Annotated in this window: 12 protein-coding genes and 1 tRNA gene; 9 read left to right on the top strand and 4 right to left on the bottom strand. The window is 42.1% G+C overall.

The annotated features are described in order from the left end of the window. Positions 1-33: 33 nt before the first annotated feature. A complete protein-coding gene (locus tag WAA86_RS02920; protein WP_337299470.1) occupies positions 34-708 on the bottom strand; it encodes an SCO family protein in 675 nt (224 codons plus the stop codon). 159 nt (positions 709-867) lie between these two features. On the opposite strand from WAA86_RS02920, the gene rseP reads away from it, so the two are divergent. Together rseP and WAA86_RS02930 are read left to right on the top strand one after the other, a co-directional pair. Then, entirely contained in the window at positions 868-2223 is a 1356-nt protein-coding gene (rseP, locus tag WAA86_RS02925) for an RIP metalloprotease RseP (RefSeq protein ID WP_337299471.1), read from the top strand. An 82-nt stretch (positions 2224-2305) separates the two neighbouring features. Further along, positions 2306-2379, top strand: a tRNA-Asn gene (locus WAA86_RS02930). A 95-nt stretch (positions 2380-2474) separates the two neighbouring features. Here the strand turns inward: WAA86_RS02930 and WAA86_RS02935 are convergent. Then, positions 2475-3680 (bottom strand): NAD(P)/FAD-dependent oxidoreductase, encoded by a 1206-nt coding sequence (locus WAA86_RS02935; RefSeq protein WP_337299472.1) that lies wholly within the window; start codon positions 3678-3680, stop codon positions 2475-2477. Between the two features lie 200 nt (positions 3681-3880). On the opposite strand from WAA86_RS02935, the gene WAA86_RS02940 reads away from it, so the two are divergent. Next, entirely contained in the window at positions 3881-5668 is a 1788-nt protein-coding gene (locus tag WAA86_RS02940; protein WP_337299473.1) for an alpha-amylase family glycosyl hydrolase, read from the top strand. A 68-nt stretch (positions 5669-5736) separates the two neighbouring features. Continuing rightward, entirely contained in the window at positions 5737-6213 is a 477-nt protein-coding gene (locus tag WAA86_RS02945; RefSeq protein WP_337299474.1) for a nucleotide triphosphate diphosphatase NUDT15, read from the top strand. A gap of 53 nt (positions 6214-6266) precedes the next feature. Here WAA86_RS02945 and WAA86_RS02950 read toward each other — a convergent pair whose 3' ends face one another. Beyond that, positions 6267-9527, bottom strand: coding sequence for a VPS10 domain-containing protein (locus tag WAA86_RS02950; protein WP_337299475.1), 3261 nt, complete (start codon positions 9525-9527; stop codon positions 6267-6269). A 368-nt stretch (positions 9528-9895) separates the two neighbouring features. On the opposite strand from WAA86_RS02950, the gene WAA86_RS02955 reads away from it, so the two are divergent. From WAA86_RS02955 to WAA86_RS02965, 3 genes are read left to right on the top strand one after another with little or no spacing between them, the layout of a single operon-like run. After that, a complete protein-coding gene (locus WAA86_RS02955) occupies positions 9896-11710 on the top strand; it encodes a PAS domain-containing sensor histidine kinase (protein ID WP_337299476.1) in 1815 nt (604 codons plus the stop codon). A gap of 10 nt (positions 11711-11720) precedes the next feature. Continuing rightward, positions 11721-12113 (top strand): response regulator, encoded by a 393-nt coding sequence (locus tag WAA86_RS02960; protein ID WP_337299477.1) that lies wholly within the window; start codon positions 11721-11723, stop codon positions 12111-12113. A gap of 57 nt (positions 12114-12170) precedes the next feature. Further along, positions 12171-13067 (top strand): DMT family transporter, encoded by an 897-nt coding sequence (locus WAA86_RS02965; protein WP_337299478.1) that lies wholly within the window; start codon positions 12171-12173, stop codon positions 13065-13067. A 38-nt stretch (positions 13068-13105) separates the two neighbouring features. On the opposite strand, the gene WAA86_RS02970 is transcribed toward WAA86_RS02965, so the two are convergent. After that, positions 13106-15409, bottom strand: a complete 2304-nt coding sequence (locus tag WAA86_RS02970) for an FdhF/YdeP family oxidoreductase (protein ID WP_337299479.1) — start codon at positions 15407-15409, stop codon at positions 13106-13108. A 183-nt stretch (positions 15410-15592) separates the two neighbouring features. Between WAA86_RS02970 and WAA86_RS02975 the strand changes: the two genes are divergently transcribed. Together WAA86_RS02975 and WAA86_RS02980 are read left to right on the top strand one after the other, a co-directional pair. Continuing rightward, a complete protein-coding gene (locus WAA86_RS02975; protein ID WP_337299480.1) occupies positions 15593-16147 on the top strand; it encodes a nitroreductase family protein in 555 nt (184 codons plus the stop codon). A 136-nt stretch (positions 16148-16283) separates the two neighbouring features. Further along, positions 16284-16568 carry a GIY-YIG nuclease family protein gene (locus WAA86_RS02980; RefSeq protein WP_337299481.1) on the top strand — a complete coding sequence of 95 codons (285 nt, stop codon included), beginning with the start codon at positions 16284-16286 and terminating at the stop codon, positions 16566-16568. The last annotated feature ends 95 nt before the right edge of the window (positions 16569-16663 follow it).

A 16663-nucleotide genomic window follows, 5' to 3' on the forward strand; every position in this document is an offset into this window, starting at 1 on the left:
TAAGGTCTAAATAAATATTAAATATGGTAGCAGTTAGGGCTGGTATGATGCTTTTAGGATTTTTAAATCGGCCATAAGTTTCTCAATGTCCTCCTGTTTGGTGCCATCGTAAAAACCTCTTATTCTACGTTCCTTATCCACAAGGATAAAATTTTCGGTGTGGATCATGTCGTACGGACCGCCATCGCCATCTGTTTTAACAGCCAGATAGGATTTTCTTGCTAGCTCATAAATTTCCTTTTTATCGCCGGTCACCAAATTCCATTTATTGTCCTTTACCCCCTTTTCCAAGGCGTATTTTTTGAGTTGGGGCACGGAATCTATAATAGGGGTAACCGAATGGGAAAGCAAAAGTACATCGGGATCATCAATGATCTTTTCCTGAATTTCAGCCATATTTTTGGTCATGATGGGGCAGATGGAAGGGCAGGTAGTAAAGAAAAAATCGGCGATATATATCTTATTCCTATAATTCTCTTGTGAAATGGTTTCCCCATTTTGGTTGGTCAAGGAGAAATCGGCAATGGTGTGGTATTTTTTTACATGCTGTAGGGTGCTGTCCACCAGCTCAAAATTGACCATGGAAGGTTGATAAATGGGCAGGTTTTCCTGTGGTTGGAGCGCATTGTAGAACAAATACACGATGATGGCGGAAAGTACCGTCATCACCATAAAAAAAAGCTTGTATTTAGCGAAAAAGGAACGCATGATTTTTCCTCAAAGGTACGGCAGTTATAAAAATCATTCAAGGATATCCTTGTGCTTTCCTCCTAAATCTTTCTTAAATTAAATAATGGTGAAAATTGTTTCTTTTTTAAGACCCCCTAAAAGTGTATTTTTGGGCGTTTTAATTTTAGATAGAAATAGATGAGTCCAATATTGGTACAAACCATACAGTTTTTTTTAAGTCTTTCCTTGTTGATTGTCCTTCATGAAATGGGGCATTTTATTCCTGCAAAACTATTTAAGACCAGGGTAGAGAAGTTCTATCTCTTTTTTGATATCAAGTTTTCCCTTTTCAAAAAGAAGATTGGGGAAACAGTTTATGGTATTGGATGGTTGCCCTTGGGCGGTTATGTGAAGATTGCCGGAATGATAGACGAGAGCATGGATACGGAGGCCATGAAAGAAGAACCCAAACCTTGGGAGTTTAGAAGTAAGCCGGCATGGCAGCGATTGATCATTATGCTTGGTGGGGTCACCGTAAATTTTGTATTGGCAGTAATCATATATATAGGTATGGCTTATTCTTACGGAGATCAGTATATACCTATGGATTCTTTAAAAGGAGGTATTCTCGTAACCGAAAAGGCAATAGGTGACGAATTAGGGGTGCAGACGGGAGATAAAATTCTAGCGGTAGACGGAGAAAAAGTTGAGAATTTTGATGAACTTTTCATCGAAATTGTAAATGGCAATAGTATTACCATTGAAAGGGACGGACAAGTCTTTGAACAAGCGATCCCGGTTGACTTTATCGCAACCTTGATTGAAGATGAGGATAAGGCTAGATTTATCAGTATCCGACAACCATTTATTATAAAGGAGGTTTCAAAGGATTCCCCCAATAAGGGTGTTGATCTAGAAGAAAGAGATCAGGTCGTCGCTATAGGCAATGATGAGATTGCTTATTTTGACCAGGCTGAACCTTTGTTGAAAAAATATGCAGGTCAGAATATTGACCTTAAAGTTAAAACCAAAGATGGTTCTCTTAAAACAGTCAATGTAAAGGTGTCTCAAGAGGGGAAGCTGGGAGTTGCCGTGGGCGCATTGACTTTTCAGGAATATGCTGATATGGGAGTTTTTAAGATCGAGACCCAGAAATATTCCTTTTTGGAAGCAATCCCTGCGGGAATTGACAAAGGTGTGACCACCTTGTCCAGTTATGTAAAGCAATTGAAAAAAATATTCAATCCAGAAACTGGGGCGTATAAAGGCGTGGGTGGTTTTGCGGCCATCGGTAGCATGTTCCCTGATACTTGGAACTGGGAGATCTTTTGGGGGACAACCGCTCTTATATCCATCATTCTAGCCTTTATGAACATCTTGCCCATCCCGGCATTGGACGGCGGTCACGTAATGTTTCTGCTGTATGAAATGGTATCTGGAAGAAAGCCTAGCGATAAGTTTTTGGAGTACGCCCAAATGGTCGGATTCTTCCTATTGATAGGGTTATTATTGTTCGCAAATGGCAATGATATCTACAAATGGCTTTTTAAATAAAAAAAACCCTATTTATTTGTTTGGTACATTTGAAAAAACATATATATTTGCACCCGCCTAAGCAATAGTTTAGGTGTGAAACTCCTCCTTAGCTCAGTTGGTTAGAGCATCTGACTGTTAATCAGAGGGTCCTTGGTTCGAGCCCAAGAGGGGGAGCAAAATACAGAGCTGCACGCAAGTGCGGCTCTTTTTTGTTGGTACCTGTCCCAAATATTTTTTTAGACCTTAAGGGTAGCAAAAGCTTATTGATATCATCTTCCAAACCGATAATATTCGGCCAAAGGATGAGCATTACCTTTCAACATTGACGAAATGATATCCATTCCGATTACGGAAAAAGTAATACCATTACCTCCAAACCCCAATACGAAATACGTGCTATCAAAATCGTTGTGTTTGCCAATATACGGCAAACCGTCCTTGGTTTCCCCAAAAGTACCCGCCCAAGCGAAGTCGTTTACGAAATCATAATCCGGTAGGACCTTCTTGAGGTATTTTTCCAGTTTGTCGGCCTTTTTCCCAACATTGGCATTTCTTTTTTCTGGATCTATATAGTCCTCGTCTTCCCCTCCAATCAATAAGCGATTGTCATCGGTAGTACGCATGTAGATGTATGGGTCGGCAGTGTTCCAGAATAGGGTGGACTCTAATTTCGACTGGTCGTCCTCCAAACGCTCCCCCACCATGGCAAAAGTTGAAAGGAGTTTAACAAACTTTTCCTTGATGATTTCCGTGCTTTCAAAACCGTTGCAATAGATTAGTTTTTTGGTGCGGACGGTATGTCCGTTTTCAACTTTGACCGTAATCCCACTTTTCCTGTATTGCACGTTTTCTATATTGGTCTTGTCGAATATCAATAGCCCTTTTTTATGATTATAGGCTAGAATATCGTGGGCCAAACGAAAGGCATCAATACTGCCACCTTGAGCGGAGAGTATACCACCATGGGTATTTTTAAGTCCATATTGCTTCTCTATTTGCTTTGCTTCGAGCCAAGTTACGGGAAACCCATTTTCCTTCCTTGTGTCAAATTCTTTTTTTAGGTCGGCAACATCTTTTTTATAGGCCGCAAAATATAGGGAATCCTTTTTTGCATAACCGCACCCAGATTTTACCTGTTTGGATACCTTCCCTAGGGTATCTATGGATTCCGAGCACGCTCGATAATTTGCTACTGCCCCTTCCGCACCAATCTTTTTCATCAACTCAAACAAGGGCACGTCAATTTCATACTGAAGCATGGAGGTAGTGGCCGAAGTACTGCCATGGGCGATTTCGCGTTTGTCAATTAAAACTGTCTTATAGCCATCTTCCATGCATTGGTGTGCGATAAGGCTACCAGTAATTCCTCCACCTATAATTAGAATTTCTGTTTCCACATCTTCGCGCAAAGAAGGATAAGAGTTCAATATCCCATTCTTTTCCAACCAAAACGGCTCACTAGATCGTAATCGCATAACTATCTATTTTGTCTGATAGATTAAAATTATGGCAATAATCCATACGTTTTTGTCCCCTTCTCTTTAGGGTCATTTTTAATCCTTTTAGGAGCATTAATAAGTGGTAAATTCTATCGTCGATTTCAGGATTAGCATAGATTTATATCCTATTTCAATCCGCTAATTATTTTGTTCAACAATTACAATATCAATGTATTATGGAGATGACAATCAAAAAATCCTTGGGAATGGGTGCAATCCTGAAAGACGGATTAACGACCTTCAGGGTATGGGCTCCGAATGCCGATAAGGTGTTCGTTATTGGTGACTTTAATGATTGGGAAAGGCAAGACCTCGAAATGGAGCGGGAAGAGAATGGGTACTGGGCGGCAACCACGGATAAGGCAAACAATCGGGATGAATATAAGTTCCTTATACATAATGGCGACATGGTTCTGGAGCGCAATGATCCGTACGCATATGAGGTCACCAATAGCAACGGCAACTCTGTCGTACGAAATTTGGATTTCAATTGGGATGGGGATCATTTTGAACTTCCCCCTTACAACGAGCTCGTGATCTATGAGCTGCATGTGGGAACTTTTAATAGGAGCAATCCGCATAAGGTAGGGACTTTTGGCGATGTTGTAAACAAACTTCCATATCTCAAAGAACTTGGTATCAATTGCATCGAACTACTACCAGTAGCCGAATTTGCAGGGGCTATTTCATGGGGATATAATCCCGCACACCCGTTTGCGATTGAACAGGACTACGGGGGACCAGAAGGTCTTGCAGAACTTGTAAAGGAGGCACACAAATTGGGAATAGGAATTATCATGGATGTAGTGTACAATCATTTTGGACCTTCGGACGTGGATCTTTGGCAGTTTGATGGTTGGAGCGAGAACGACAAGGGTGGTATCTATTTTTATAATGACCATCGTAGTGCCACACCATGGGGAGATACCCGGCCCGACTATGGAAGGCAGGAAGTACGACAATATCTGCGCGATAATGCCCTGATGTGGATTGAGAAATACCATTGTGATGGTTTGAGGCTCGATGCCACTTCCTATATCAGATTTGAAGGTGGCGGACTTGGAGAGGATAAGGCCATAGAAGAAGGTAATCAGATGATGCGCGAGATCAATGCTGAACTTCAACAAAAATATCCAAAGGTCATCACTATTGCAGAAGATCTTAAGGGTCATGAATTTGTAACGGACCCAATTGAAAATGGAGGTATCGGCTATGGAGCACAATGGGATATGCACTTCGTGCACCCAGTGCGTGAGGTGCTTATAGATACCCATGACGATACCAGGGACCTCCAAAAAATTGTTGACGCCCTGCAATACCGTTATAGTATGGATGCCTTTAAACGGGTAGTCTATACGGAATCGCATGACGAGATTGCCAACGGAAAGGCAAGGATTCCCGAAGAGGTTCAACCAGGTAATGCGGAAAGTGAATTTGCGAAAAAACGTGCGATCTTGGGTATTGTACTGACCCTTACAGCCCCGGGGATTCCCATGCTATTTCAGGGACAGGAATTCATAGAGGACGAGTATTTTCAGGACACAGAGGAGCTGGATTGGAGAAAACAGAAAAAGCACCGTGGTATAAGCAAAATGGTGGGAGACCTCATCAAGTTCCGTACCGGAGAATGGGGTGGGGCCACAGGTCTACGGACCCAGGATATAGATATTGTGCATTTTAATCCAGAGACCAAAATATTGGCCTATATAAGAGGAGGTGGTAGTGAAAACCCGGTACTTATCGTCTTAAATTTCAGTAATCAGGATCGAGGGGATTATGGTATAGGCTTGGACGAAGGAACCAATTGGAAACTGCGTATCAACAGCGTTGCGAAGGAATACGACATTGCTTTCTCAGAAATGGAAGTTGCCGATCCCAAGGTTATAGACGAAGGAACCGACCAAAAGGCATTTACTGGAAAAATTGACATTCCGGGATACGGGGCCCTCATTTTTACCAGATAGTGCCGAGTTGCTCTTGTTTTTTAGACGGCTTTATTATTGATGTCTGTTATTATTTGTAACTTAATTCTATGATTTGGTTAGATCAAAAGCAAGAACCGAAAGTAGGAGTAGGGGTTATCGTCGTTAATGAAAGTGGCCGGGTGCTTGTTGGTAAGCGCAGAGGTGGACATGCGCCCTATTATTCCATTCCGGGAGGTCACTTGGAGCTGGGGGAGTCTTTTGAGTCAGCGGCCATACGTGAAGTGAAGGAAGAAACCGATCTTTCTATAGATAATCCCCAAGTAATTGCAGTTACCAATAATTTGGAAACCTTTTCACTGGAGGGGGTGCACTATATCTCCGTAATTTTGGTGGCCACATCATATTCTGGGATCCTTCGTTTAATGGAGCCCGATAAATGCGTGGAATGGTTATGGGTAGATCCCAATAATCTTCCAATGCCACATTTTGATGCTAGCAGAATGGGTATTCACTGTTATTTGGAAGCTATTTTTTATATCCCAACTTTGAAGAAGGGGAGTGGTCAAACGGATCATGGGGCATAAAAAAGGAGCCACAATTAAATGTGGCTCCCTTATATAAAATTGTAGTATTCGATTTAATCTATCCCCTGTCCTAAAATGTAAGGGGCCCCAAGGTTTCTAAGTTCTTTTTCCAACTGTGGAATAGTGCCATTGGCCATAGGTTTAATTTCTTCCATCAATTGAGATGCCATTTTTGCTGCGGTCTCCAAATTATCCTGGTGCATCGGTGTTGGGCCATAGGTAGTGGACATTCCCCTTCTTGCCGTGCCCAAAAATGTATTGATACTTGGTGGGTTTCTTTCCCCTATTTCATCTTTGGATTTGTTTCCCTCCAGTTTTTCTTCAAATCCATAGAGTTGTTGCTTCACATCGTATAATTTTTTGGTCAATGCTCCTGGAGCTGCCTGTGCCTTGGTCAACGCCAATTCCATGGCCTTTACCTTATCCATACTTTGGTTCAGCATATCAGAGATCATGACACTTTTGGTTTGCACTTCATTGTACTTATCGTTATAGGATCGGTAATCCTCATAGGAGATACCTTTTAGAGTTCCTTCCCTTAGGGGAACCACTTTAAAATTCTGTGGTCCGTCCAAAAGGGTAGCAACCCCATCTACTTCTTTGAAAAGTGTTGCGGTATAAGCTCCAGGCATGGCCAATGGACCAATATTCCATCTTCCACCCCTATCTTCGGTCTGACCAGGTCTGATAGGTCTTGCGCTGGGATATCTTAAATCCCAAGCAACTCTATTGATTCCTTTTTTAGTGGTTCCTTCAACATTGCGTATCACATTTCCTTCCTGATCTTTAATAGTGATCCAGATTTTCGCATCATCCTGTCTGCGCTCCTTTTCCAAGTTGTCCCAACCCGAGAAAGGGATGTTCAGATTCTTTTTCTCCAATTCCTTTTCTGAATCTTTACGCGCTTTTTCCAGATCTGAGAATTCATTTGCCAAGTGATAGGTAAAAACAGCACCAAAATCAGGGTTTTTGGCAAAGTAAAAATCTGCGCCAGTGTTTCCTATGGTGCTTTTAGGAACATACCAGAGAGCATCACGTGTGGAAAACAAGGTCCCCTCGTTCTTGATATTTTCAATTGAAATTTCCCTAAGGGCGCTATAGTCGTCCAGGACATAGAATCCTCTACCAAAGGATGCTCCAACCAAATCGTTATGGGTTCTTTGGATGGTTACGTCCCTAAAGGGTATGGTTGGTGAACCTGGTAATTTTTGCCAGTTTTTGCCAGCATCCATGGAGGTATAGATCCCTTTTTCTGTAGCGGCAAACAATAAATTCATGTTTACATGGTCCTGAACCACCCGCCAAATCAAGGTATTTTCTGGGATGTTTCCGGTAATGGATTGCCAGCTTGCACCCTGATTGGTGCTTTTGAACAAGTAAGATGAAAAATCTCCCTCTTTATGATTGTCCAAAGCAACGTAAACTGTATTTTCATCAAAAAGGTCTGCTTTGATATCGTTGACGAAAGAGCGCGAAGGAATACCGAGATTGGTCACTGCAATGCGGTTCCAGTTCCCTCCACCGTCGGAACTCATCTGGATAAATCCATCGTCTGTTCCGGCATAGATCAACCCCTCTTTAATAGGGGATTCTGCCAAGGATGTTATGGTGTTGTAGTTGGACATGGCGCCAACGTCCCATGGGTTGTCCCAGCTTTGTTGTTTGCCCATGATGGGAAGCGTAATACGTTCCTCGTTCCTGGTAAGATCACCAGAGATTGGGGTCCAACTGTCTCCTCTATTCTCCGACTTCCATACGCGGTGTGAGGCGAAATATAATCTGGAGGCCTTGTGTGGACTTACCAAGATTGGGGCGTCCCAGTTGAATCTTTCAAACCCTTCGCCTGCTCTAGCTTGTGGTTGTATAAATACTTGTTCCCCAGTGTTCAGATCTACTCTGTGCAAGCCTCCCTGTTGGGTCTCTGCATAAATGATATTGTTGTATTCCGGATCGGTGGCCGATTGGTGACCATCTGCTCCCAAGGTCTTGTACCAATGCCCATTATGGATGCCCTCTTCCTCATCGGTTCTAGAAGGTCCCCCAGCAGAACCATTATCCTGAGTACCACCAAATATATGGTAGAACGGCTTTTGGTCATTTACGGCAACCTTATAAAACTGGGTCAAGGGCAGATTTTTGATATAGCGCCATGTTTTGGCATTGTCGAAACTCTCATAGATGCCGGCATCGGTACCTACCAGTAAATAATTGGGATCATCGGCCCTAAAGGCGATGGAGTGGTTGTCCGAATGTTTGTCCTCTTCCTCCAATTGCACAAAGGTCTTGCCACCATCGCCCGAGGTCAGGATGCGGACATTCATCAAATATAAACGGTCAAATTCGTGTGGACTCGCATATAATTCCTGATAGTAGTGTGGGCCGGTACCACCAGAAACGGTGTTCGACATTTTTTTCCAAGATGCACCACGGTCCTCTGATTTGTAAACGGCGCCTTTGGTACGATCCAATTCTATGGCTGCATATAAAATATCGGGTTGTTGTGGGGAAATGGCAATTCCTATTTTTCCCATGTTGGATTTGGGAAGGCCGCTGTTCAATTTCTCCCAAGTCTCGCCACCATCTTCAGATTTGTGAATTCCAGAATCTGGTCCACCTCCCATATAGGCCGCTACCGTTCTATGTCGTTGCCAGGTAGCCGCATAGATGCGGTCAGGATTTCTTGGGTCCAAAAGGATATCCGTTACCCCTGTCCACTCATTTCCGCTGAGTACATTTTTCCAGGTTTTTCCGCCATCCATAGTTTTATAAAGACCACGCTCCCCTCCCTTGTTCCAAAGAGGTCCTTGCGCAGCAACCCATACAATATCTGGATTGGAAGGATGTACAATGATCTCTGATATATGCTGGGACGCTTTTAAGCCCATATTTTCCCAACTGTGCCCTCCATCTTTACTTTTATAAATACCATCTCCATAGCCTACATGGCGGCCACCTACATTTTCTCCTGTACCTACCCAAATGGTAGAGGGGTTGTTTGGGTCTATGGTTATACAGCCTGTAGAATAAGAAACTTCCTTGTCAAAGATGGGGGTCCATGTGGTACCGGAATTTTCTGTTTTCCATACGCCTCCGGAGCCAACGGCTACGTACCATACATTTTGATCATCCGGGTGAACGGCAATATCTGCAATTCTTCCCGAAAGGAATGCCGGACCTACATTGCGCAATTGTAGTCCTTCCAATGAGATTTCATCGGAATTGGAGCTTGATGTATTGGAGCGTTTCTTTTGAGCTTGCACCAAAGTGAAGCAGCACAAAAAAACCAAAGTGCTTAATTGTAATAATTTTTTCATAAATGAATTTTTGGGTTAAAAAAATGATATGCCGGCCTAATTTAATGAAAATTTTCATAAAAGGTTAGCCATCAAACGCCTACCTTTTCAATCTTAACAAAGTATTCTCAGGGAGTAAGCGTGACATTCGAGTTGTACAAATAGTTCGACATTAATTTTAATTGTTTTCTTTTGTTTATTTGGTTGTGGGTAATAATATAAGTTAGGACTCTCCATTTAGGTTTAGGGTGTATGAAAGTTATAAAACGATGTATGAACAGACATTTTAGCCTTATAGATTGAGAAAATGGTTCGGATATTTGCTATCTTGTGATACATACCCCACGCATACCTAATTTATTACTAAATCAATTGAAAAGGATAATAATTTGAAACCTACACATACCAAGACTTATATCAGTGAAGCCCCCCTCCCTATATCGGCTTTAGATCAGAATTTGTGCTTTATTGAATATTCGGACTTATGGAACCAAGAGTTTGGAATTGGGGATAGGAATTTGGAAGGGGAACATATCTTCGATTCGGTTCCCAATACTTCCGAAGAAGTGAAGGAGGCAATGAATTATTGTTTGAAAGGGAATTCATTTGCAATGGAGGAACAGAAGATCTTTGGACCTGAAAGTGCCATTCATTGGTTGAAGTGGAAAATAAATCCTTGGAGAAAGGAAGATGGCTCGGTAGGTGGCCTTATCGTCGTTGTTGAAGATATATCCCAGGGTAAGAGGCAAAAGGAAATGCTCAAAAAGGCAGAATCTGTTGCCAATATTGGGGGATGGGAGGTAGACTTAATCGCCAATAAACTCTATTGGTCGGACAGTACCAAGGAGATACACGAATTGCCCAAAAATTATATCCCTAGTTTAGAGGAGGGGATTAATTTTTATAAGGCGGGAGAACACCGAGATAAAATAACGGAACTTGTCGCTTCCGGAATAGCAGAAGGTAAGCCTTGGGATACGGAACTTATTATTATAACTGCTAAGGGCAAGGAACTTTGGGTAAGGGCCAAAGGGGAAGCGGAACTTGTAGATGGCAAGTGTATTCGTCTTTTTGGAACATTCCAGGATATAGACAAAGATAAAAGGGCAGAAATAGAGTATAATAAGATCTCCGAGAGACTTGCTATTGCCACCAAGGCAGCGAATATTGGCATATGGGAATACGATTTTTCAAGAAGTGGCCATTATTGGAGCGATCAGATGTATACCCTCTATGGCGTTGGGAAAGATGAATATAATGGTGATTATGGTGAGTGGTTAAATATGATCCATCCCGAAGACAGAAAGCTTTGCCATAAGGGCATAGAAGCAGCCTATTACGGAGGAAAGGAGTTCAATGGGGAATTTAGAATAGTATGGCCCAATGGGGAACATCGTTATTTGAAGGTAGATTCCATTTTAGAAAGGGATGAGAATGGCATAGCCAAAAGGATCATAGGAACAAATTGGGATATAACGGCATTGAAGCATGCCGAAAAGCAATTGAGGGATCTACTGGAGGTAACAAAGGGTCAAAATGAGAATTTAACCAACTTTGCACATATCGTATCCCACAACTTAAGGTCCCATTCCAGTAACCTTTCCATGCTCACGAGTTTCCTCATGGATGAAGAGGAACAAGGTGATCAAGAAAATGTGTTGGCAATGCTAAAAGATGCCTCAGATAGCCTGAGTGATACGGTTCACCATCTCAATGAAGTAGTTCAGATCAAAAAAGACGCGTCCCAAAAACTAACCGGCGTAGACTTGTACAATTCCATCCAAAGCGTCAGGAAGAATATTAGCGCGTTGGCCAAAGAGAGTGATGTTCAATTTGAAATCTCCGTGCCCAAGGATCAAGTGGTCCAAGCAGTACCGGCCTATGTTGACAGCATCCTTTTGAATTTGGTGACCAACAGTATCAAATATAGGGATCCGAATAAAAATCCTAAAATAGAAATATCCTCCACAACCACCAAGGACAACGTAATATTGTCCATATCGGACAATGGTTTGGGGATCGATTTAGAGCGACACAGGAATAAAATATTTGGAATGTACAAAACCTTCCATAAGCATGAGGAAGCCAAAGGAATTGGTCTGTTTATTACCAAAAACCAGATAGAGGCCATGAACGGTAAAATTGAAGTGGAAAGCACCGTTGGGAAAGGATCGACCTTCAAGCTATATTTTAAAGTTTTCTAAATCTACGATCATGGAAAAAAAGGGTTCGATTTGTATTATAGATGATGATCGCATATTTGTTTTTGGGACCAGAAAAATCATGAAAAAAATTGGATTTAAGGGCGATTTAATTGTTTACAACAATGGGCAGGATGCCGTGGAAGGTTTGACTGAAATGTCCCAAGAGAACAAGAAATTACCTTCACTGATATTATTGGATCTGAATATGCCAATTATGAACGGGTGGGAGTTTTTGGAAGAATACAAGAAGATTCCCCTTGGCCAAAAAAACGGAGTAACATTATACATTATGAGTTCTTCCGTAGATCCTATAGATTGTGAAAGGGCCAAATCCTATACGGAGGTAAAAAATTATATTCTTAAGCCTGTTACGCCACAAGATCTTGACAAGATCATAAGATAAAACAGGCTGTTTATTATGCACAATATTGGAAATATACTTTTCACAAAAAAATAAGGCTTGGCAGGTAGAAAAGAGAGGTTAATGACCGTTGGTGATTCAGATGTGAAAAGGGCTATTGGCTACATGATCTTGAGTGCCTTTGGTTTTACCTTTATGAACGTATTTGTGAAATACCTCGTGCATTTCAATGCGTATGAATTGGTGTTTTTTAGGTCCTTGGGTTCCCTTTTTTTTACCATGGGCTTTCTTTGGCAACAACGGATCTCCATTTTGGGCAATCAAAGAAAATTATTGGTCCTAAGGGGTTTGGCAGGGGTTACTTCCATGACCCTTTTTTTTATGTCCTTAAAATACCTACCGGTAGGAACCTCTGTTTCCGTAAGGTATATAGCACCAATTTTTGCAGCTCTTTTTGCGGTTGTCCTACTAAAGGAGCGCATTAAGGGGTGGCAGTGGATTTTTTTTCTCATGTCCTTTATTGGCGTCATTGTGCTCAAAGGGTTTGACGGACAAGTAAGTTTTGTGGGGTTATCCTTGGCCTTGGGGGCGGCAGTGGCCAGTGGGCTGGTATTTATCATCATCAATAGAATTGGGCAAGGAGACCACCCCGTGGTCATCGTAAATTATTTTATGCTGATCGCAACTCTGGTCGGAGGGGTATTGGCAATCCCCAATTGGATAATGCCGGAAGGGTGGGAATGGCTTCTGCTACTTTCTTTGGGAATATTTGGATTTTTCGGACAGTTGTACATGACCAAAGCTTTTCAAGGTGCCAAAACAAATATTGTAGCCCCATTTAAATATACGGAGGTGTTGTTTACCGGTGTAATAGGATTTTTTTGGTTCGACGAAATGTATGGGCTCTGGAGCTTATTGGGTATTTCGTTGATCGTGGGAGGCATGGTCCTTAATGTTTGGTATAAAACGAGGTTGATGGCCTCTAAGTCCGAATGAATAGGGATTCAAAAATAAAATATATTGACTCCAATACCTCACAATCTAGATTTTTCTAAGGTGACAACCACAGATTTGCTAATGGGAGTATAACTTTTATCGGCATACTGGTTATAAGGTACCAAGACATTGGTTTCTGGATAATATGAGGCTATATTGCCTTCGGGTATGTTATAGGGGACCACAAGAAATTTCAGGGCTTTTCTTTCTTTTTGGTCATAGTTGCTCATGAGGTTGATTACATCCAGTTTTTTTAAGTTGAATCTTTCCATGTCCTTGATATTCATAAAAACTACTCGGCGTTCATTGTGAACACCCCTGTAGCGATCATTGAGTCCATAGATTGTGGTGTTGAATTGGTCATGGGACCTAATGGTCATCAGGATAAATTCGTTGGGTGTTAATTTGTGCCCGGGAAGACCATTTATACTGAATTGTGCTTTTTGGTTGGGAAGCTTGCTGAAGTCCAATTCCCGTACATTGTTTGGCAAATAATAGCCACTGCCTTCAGATTTTCTGTTCACATCCTTAAACCCATTAAGGACCAATCCCATTTTTTCCCGTAGCAGTTCGTAATCAGCGCTTAGATTTTTCCAATCTACAGCATGGTTGCTTTTAAAATAGGCATCCGCTATACCTCCCACAATTTCCGGTTCACTCTTGAGGTTGTCCGACGCTGGGGCCAGCATACCTTTAGAACGGTGAACTTTCCCCATACTGTTCTCAACGGTGAAAAATCGAGGTTTTCCATCTTTCATATCCAAATCAGATCTTCCCAATGTGGGTAGTAATAATGCTGTTTTTCCTGTGACCAAATGGGTCCGGTTCAGTTTGGTGCTTATATTTACCGTCAGGGTACAATTCTGTAAGGCTTCTGCGGTGTATTCCGTATCAGAGACCGCGGATGCAAAATTACCGCCCAAACCAACAAACACCTTTGCCCTGCCTTCATGCATGGCCTGGACGGCGCGCACCGTATCATAACCTTCCTTGGTAGGGGCTTTGAAGCCAAACGTTTTTTCTATGGCCTGGTTGAGTTCTTCCGAGACATAATGCATGATTCCTACAGTTCGGTCGCCCTGCACATTGCTATGGCCCCTTACCGGACAGGTACCTGCCCCTGGCTTGCCCAGACTGCCTTTTAAAAGCAGTAGGTTGACACATTCCTTGATGTTCTCAACACCATTTTTATGCTGTGTCAGCCCCATGGCCCAGCAAATGATGATTTTCTTTTTCTCTGCCAAAAGGGCTACGGTCTTATCAATCGCGCTTTCAGAGACTCCGGATAATTCCAAAAGTTCTTGATCCGAATACTTGTTGAGGTCTTCCAGTAAGGCTTCATAGCCTTCGGTATAGCGCTTTATGAATTCGTGATCAAATACATTCCCTTGTTGTTGATCCAATGAAGCCAGTTTCTTAAGGATGAGCTTTAACAGTGGGATATCTTGGTTGATTTTTACTTGAAGATGGATGTCCGTTATGCTTTCCCCAGCTCCAAGAACACCTTTGATTTCCTGTGGATTTTTAAAACGGATCAGCCCTGCCTCTTCCAGTGGATTTATGGCAATGACCTTCCCACCGTTCACCTTACATTTCTCCAGAGCTGAAAGCATCCTTGGGTGGTTGGTGCCGGGGTTTTGCCCAATGACCATCACCACTTCGGCCTCATAAAAATCTTCCAATTTTACGGAACCCTTGCCTATGCCCAGGGTTTCCCCAAGGGCAACACCACTCGATTCATGGCACATATTGGAGCAGTCGGGCATATTATTGGTGCCATACGCACGGGAAAAAAGACCATATAAAAACGCAGCCTCATTGCTGGATCTTCCCGATGTATAAAAAATAGCCTCATCTGGTGAAGCTAACTGTTGTAGCTCTTTGGCAATTACTTCAAAGGCACCGTCCCAAGTAATAGGTTCATAGTGTATGCTGCCCGGTCTAAGAACCATAGGCTCGGTGAGGCGACCACTTTTGCCAATATGGTAATCTGACCAATGGGAGAGCTCTTCCACAGAATATTGGGCAAAGAATGCCCGATCCACCCGTTTAGTGGTTGCTTCCTCGGATAAAGCTTTGGCGCCATTCTCACAATATTCCCCCAGCTTGGATGGTTTTTCCGGATCTGGCCAGGCACAACCTGGGCAGTCGAACCCATCTTTCTGATTCATATGTGACAAGGTATTCAATGCCCTAAAAACTCCCATCTCCCTAAAGGTATGCTCCAAGGTAACTTTCACGGCTTTTGGTCCGGCGGCATAAGTTGCAGGTTCTGATAACCTTATGCCAGTAAACTCCGTGGAACCTATGGTGGACACCTTTCTCTTAGAACTATTTTTCATTTTTGGATCATATTATAATTGGGACGGAATGTTAGGGGGCTATGCAAGTTAAAGGATTACCTCTTTAATTAAAAGTAGGGCTTATAGATTTAACTTATTTTTTATTTTTCCAGGACATGTGTTCTCCTCCTTCTTTATAGCTTTGTAAAATAGCGCATTAGCTAAATTTAAGGAAAGAAGTATATGGATATTCTCAAAATCATAAGAAACAGACGTTCCGTAATGCCTGTTCAGTATAATTCCAAATCTGTCACGAAGGAACAAATCAATACCTTGTTGGAGAGCGCCAACTGGGCCCCAACCCATAAAAAAACAGAACCGTGGCGGTTTAAGGTACTTCATGGCGATTCCCAAGCGAGACTGGGGTCATTTCTGGCCGAAAAATATAAGGAGACAGAGGCAAATTTTTCTGAATTTAAATATAAGAAGCTCATGGAAAACCCCAAAAAAGCGGGTGCGATAATTGCGATCTGTATGCAACGGGATCCTAAGGAAAGCATCCCTGAATGGGAGGAAGTGGCATCAGTAGCCATGGCCGTTCAGAATATGTGGTTAACGGCCACGGAAATGGGCATAGGTTCTTACTGGAGTTCCCCGGGTTTGATACAATATATGGACGAGTTTTTTGAAATGGCCTTGGGGGAAACCTGTTTGGGTTTTTTCTATTTGGGTAATTTCGATGGCCCTATAGATGAGCGGATTCCCGGGCCAATTTCCAAAAAAACGGTATGGATATAATTTTATCAAAAGTAAATAAAAGTATTACTAAATTCGCCGCGTGAAAAAATAGCCTTAAGCCTTTGGGGAATATCCAAAAGCTACAGGGACAAGGAAAGATAATAATTTATAAATCTGATTGAGTCAGAGCGAAAAAATGCCATTTGTATATATCATAAGATCGGTAAAGGACGGGAGTTTTTTTATCGGTAAAACCTTCGATTTGGAGCAGCGCATTATGTATCACAACACGGAGGAACTTAATGAAGGGACCAGCAAATCTGGAATTCCTTGGGAATATTTTTTCACCATGGAGGTGAAAAGTTATTTTTTGGCCGGAAAATTGGAAAAGCACCTAAAAGAGGTTTATAGCAAAGAATATTATATGGATCTGGTAAAATATCCAGAGATAAGTCAAAAACTTATCGAAAAGTATTCTTAAATTTGCAGCTCCAAAAATAGCCTCATAGTTCAACGGATAGTCCCGATAGCTATCGGGAAGAGTTTCCTCCCCACCACGAATTTTTATAAAAAACC

It is taken from the genome of Sediminicola sp. 1XM1-17 (genome assembly GCF_037203765.1).
Taxonomy (GTDB): Bacteria; Bacteroidota; Bacteroidia; order Flavobacteriales; family Flavobacteriaceae; genus Sediminicola.

What these genes read in the sequence shown, in the direction of transcription:
- WAA86_RS02945 (WP_337299474.1), top strand. Translation starts at nt 5,737, where the DNA reads ATGATTTGGTTAGATCAAAAGCAAGAACCGAAAGTAGGAGTAGGGGTT.
- rseP (WP_337299471.1), top strand. Translation starts at nt 868, where the DNA reads ATGAGTCCAATATTGGTACAAACCATACAGTTTTTTTTAAGTCTTTCC.
- WAA86_RS02975 (WP_337299480.1), top strand. Translation starts at nt 15,593, where the DNA reads ATGGATATTCTCAAAATCATAAGAAACAGACGTTCCGTAATGCCTGTT.
- WAA86_RS02960 (WP_337299477.1), top strand. Translation starts at nt 11,721, where the DNA reads ATGGAAAAAAAGGGTTCGATTTGTATTATAGATGATGATCGCATATTT.
- WAA86_RS02920 (WP_337299470.1), bottom strand. Translation starts at nt 708, where the DNA reads ATGCGTTCCTTTTTCGCTAAATACAAGCTTTTTTTTATGGTGATGACG.
- WAA86_RS02950 (WP_337299475.1), bottom strand. Translation starts at nt 9,527, where the DNA reads ATGAAAAAATTATTACAATTAAGCACTTTGGTTTTTTTGTGCTGCTTC.
- WAA86_RS02940 (WP_337299473.1), top strand. Translation starts at nt 3,881, where the DNA reads ATGGAGATGACAATCAAAAAATCCTTGGGAATGGGTGCAATCCTGAAA.
- WAA86_RS02935 (WP_337299472.1), bottom strand. Translation starts at nt 3,680, where the DNA reads ATGCGATTACGATCTAGTGAGCCGTTTTGGTTGGAAAAGAATGGGATA.
- WAA86_RS02980 (WP_337299481.1), top strand. Translation starts at nt 16,284, where the DNA reads ATGCCATTTGTATATATCATAAGATCGGTAAAGGACGGGAGTTTTTTT.
- WAA86_RS02970 (WP_337299479.1), bottom strand. Translation starts at nt 15,409, where the DNA reads ATGAAAAATAGTTCTAAGAGAAAGGTGTCCACCATAGGTTCCACGGAG.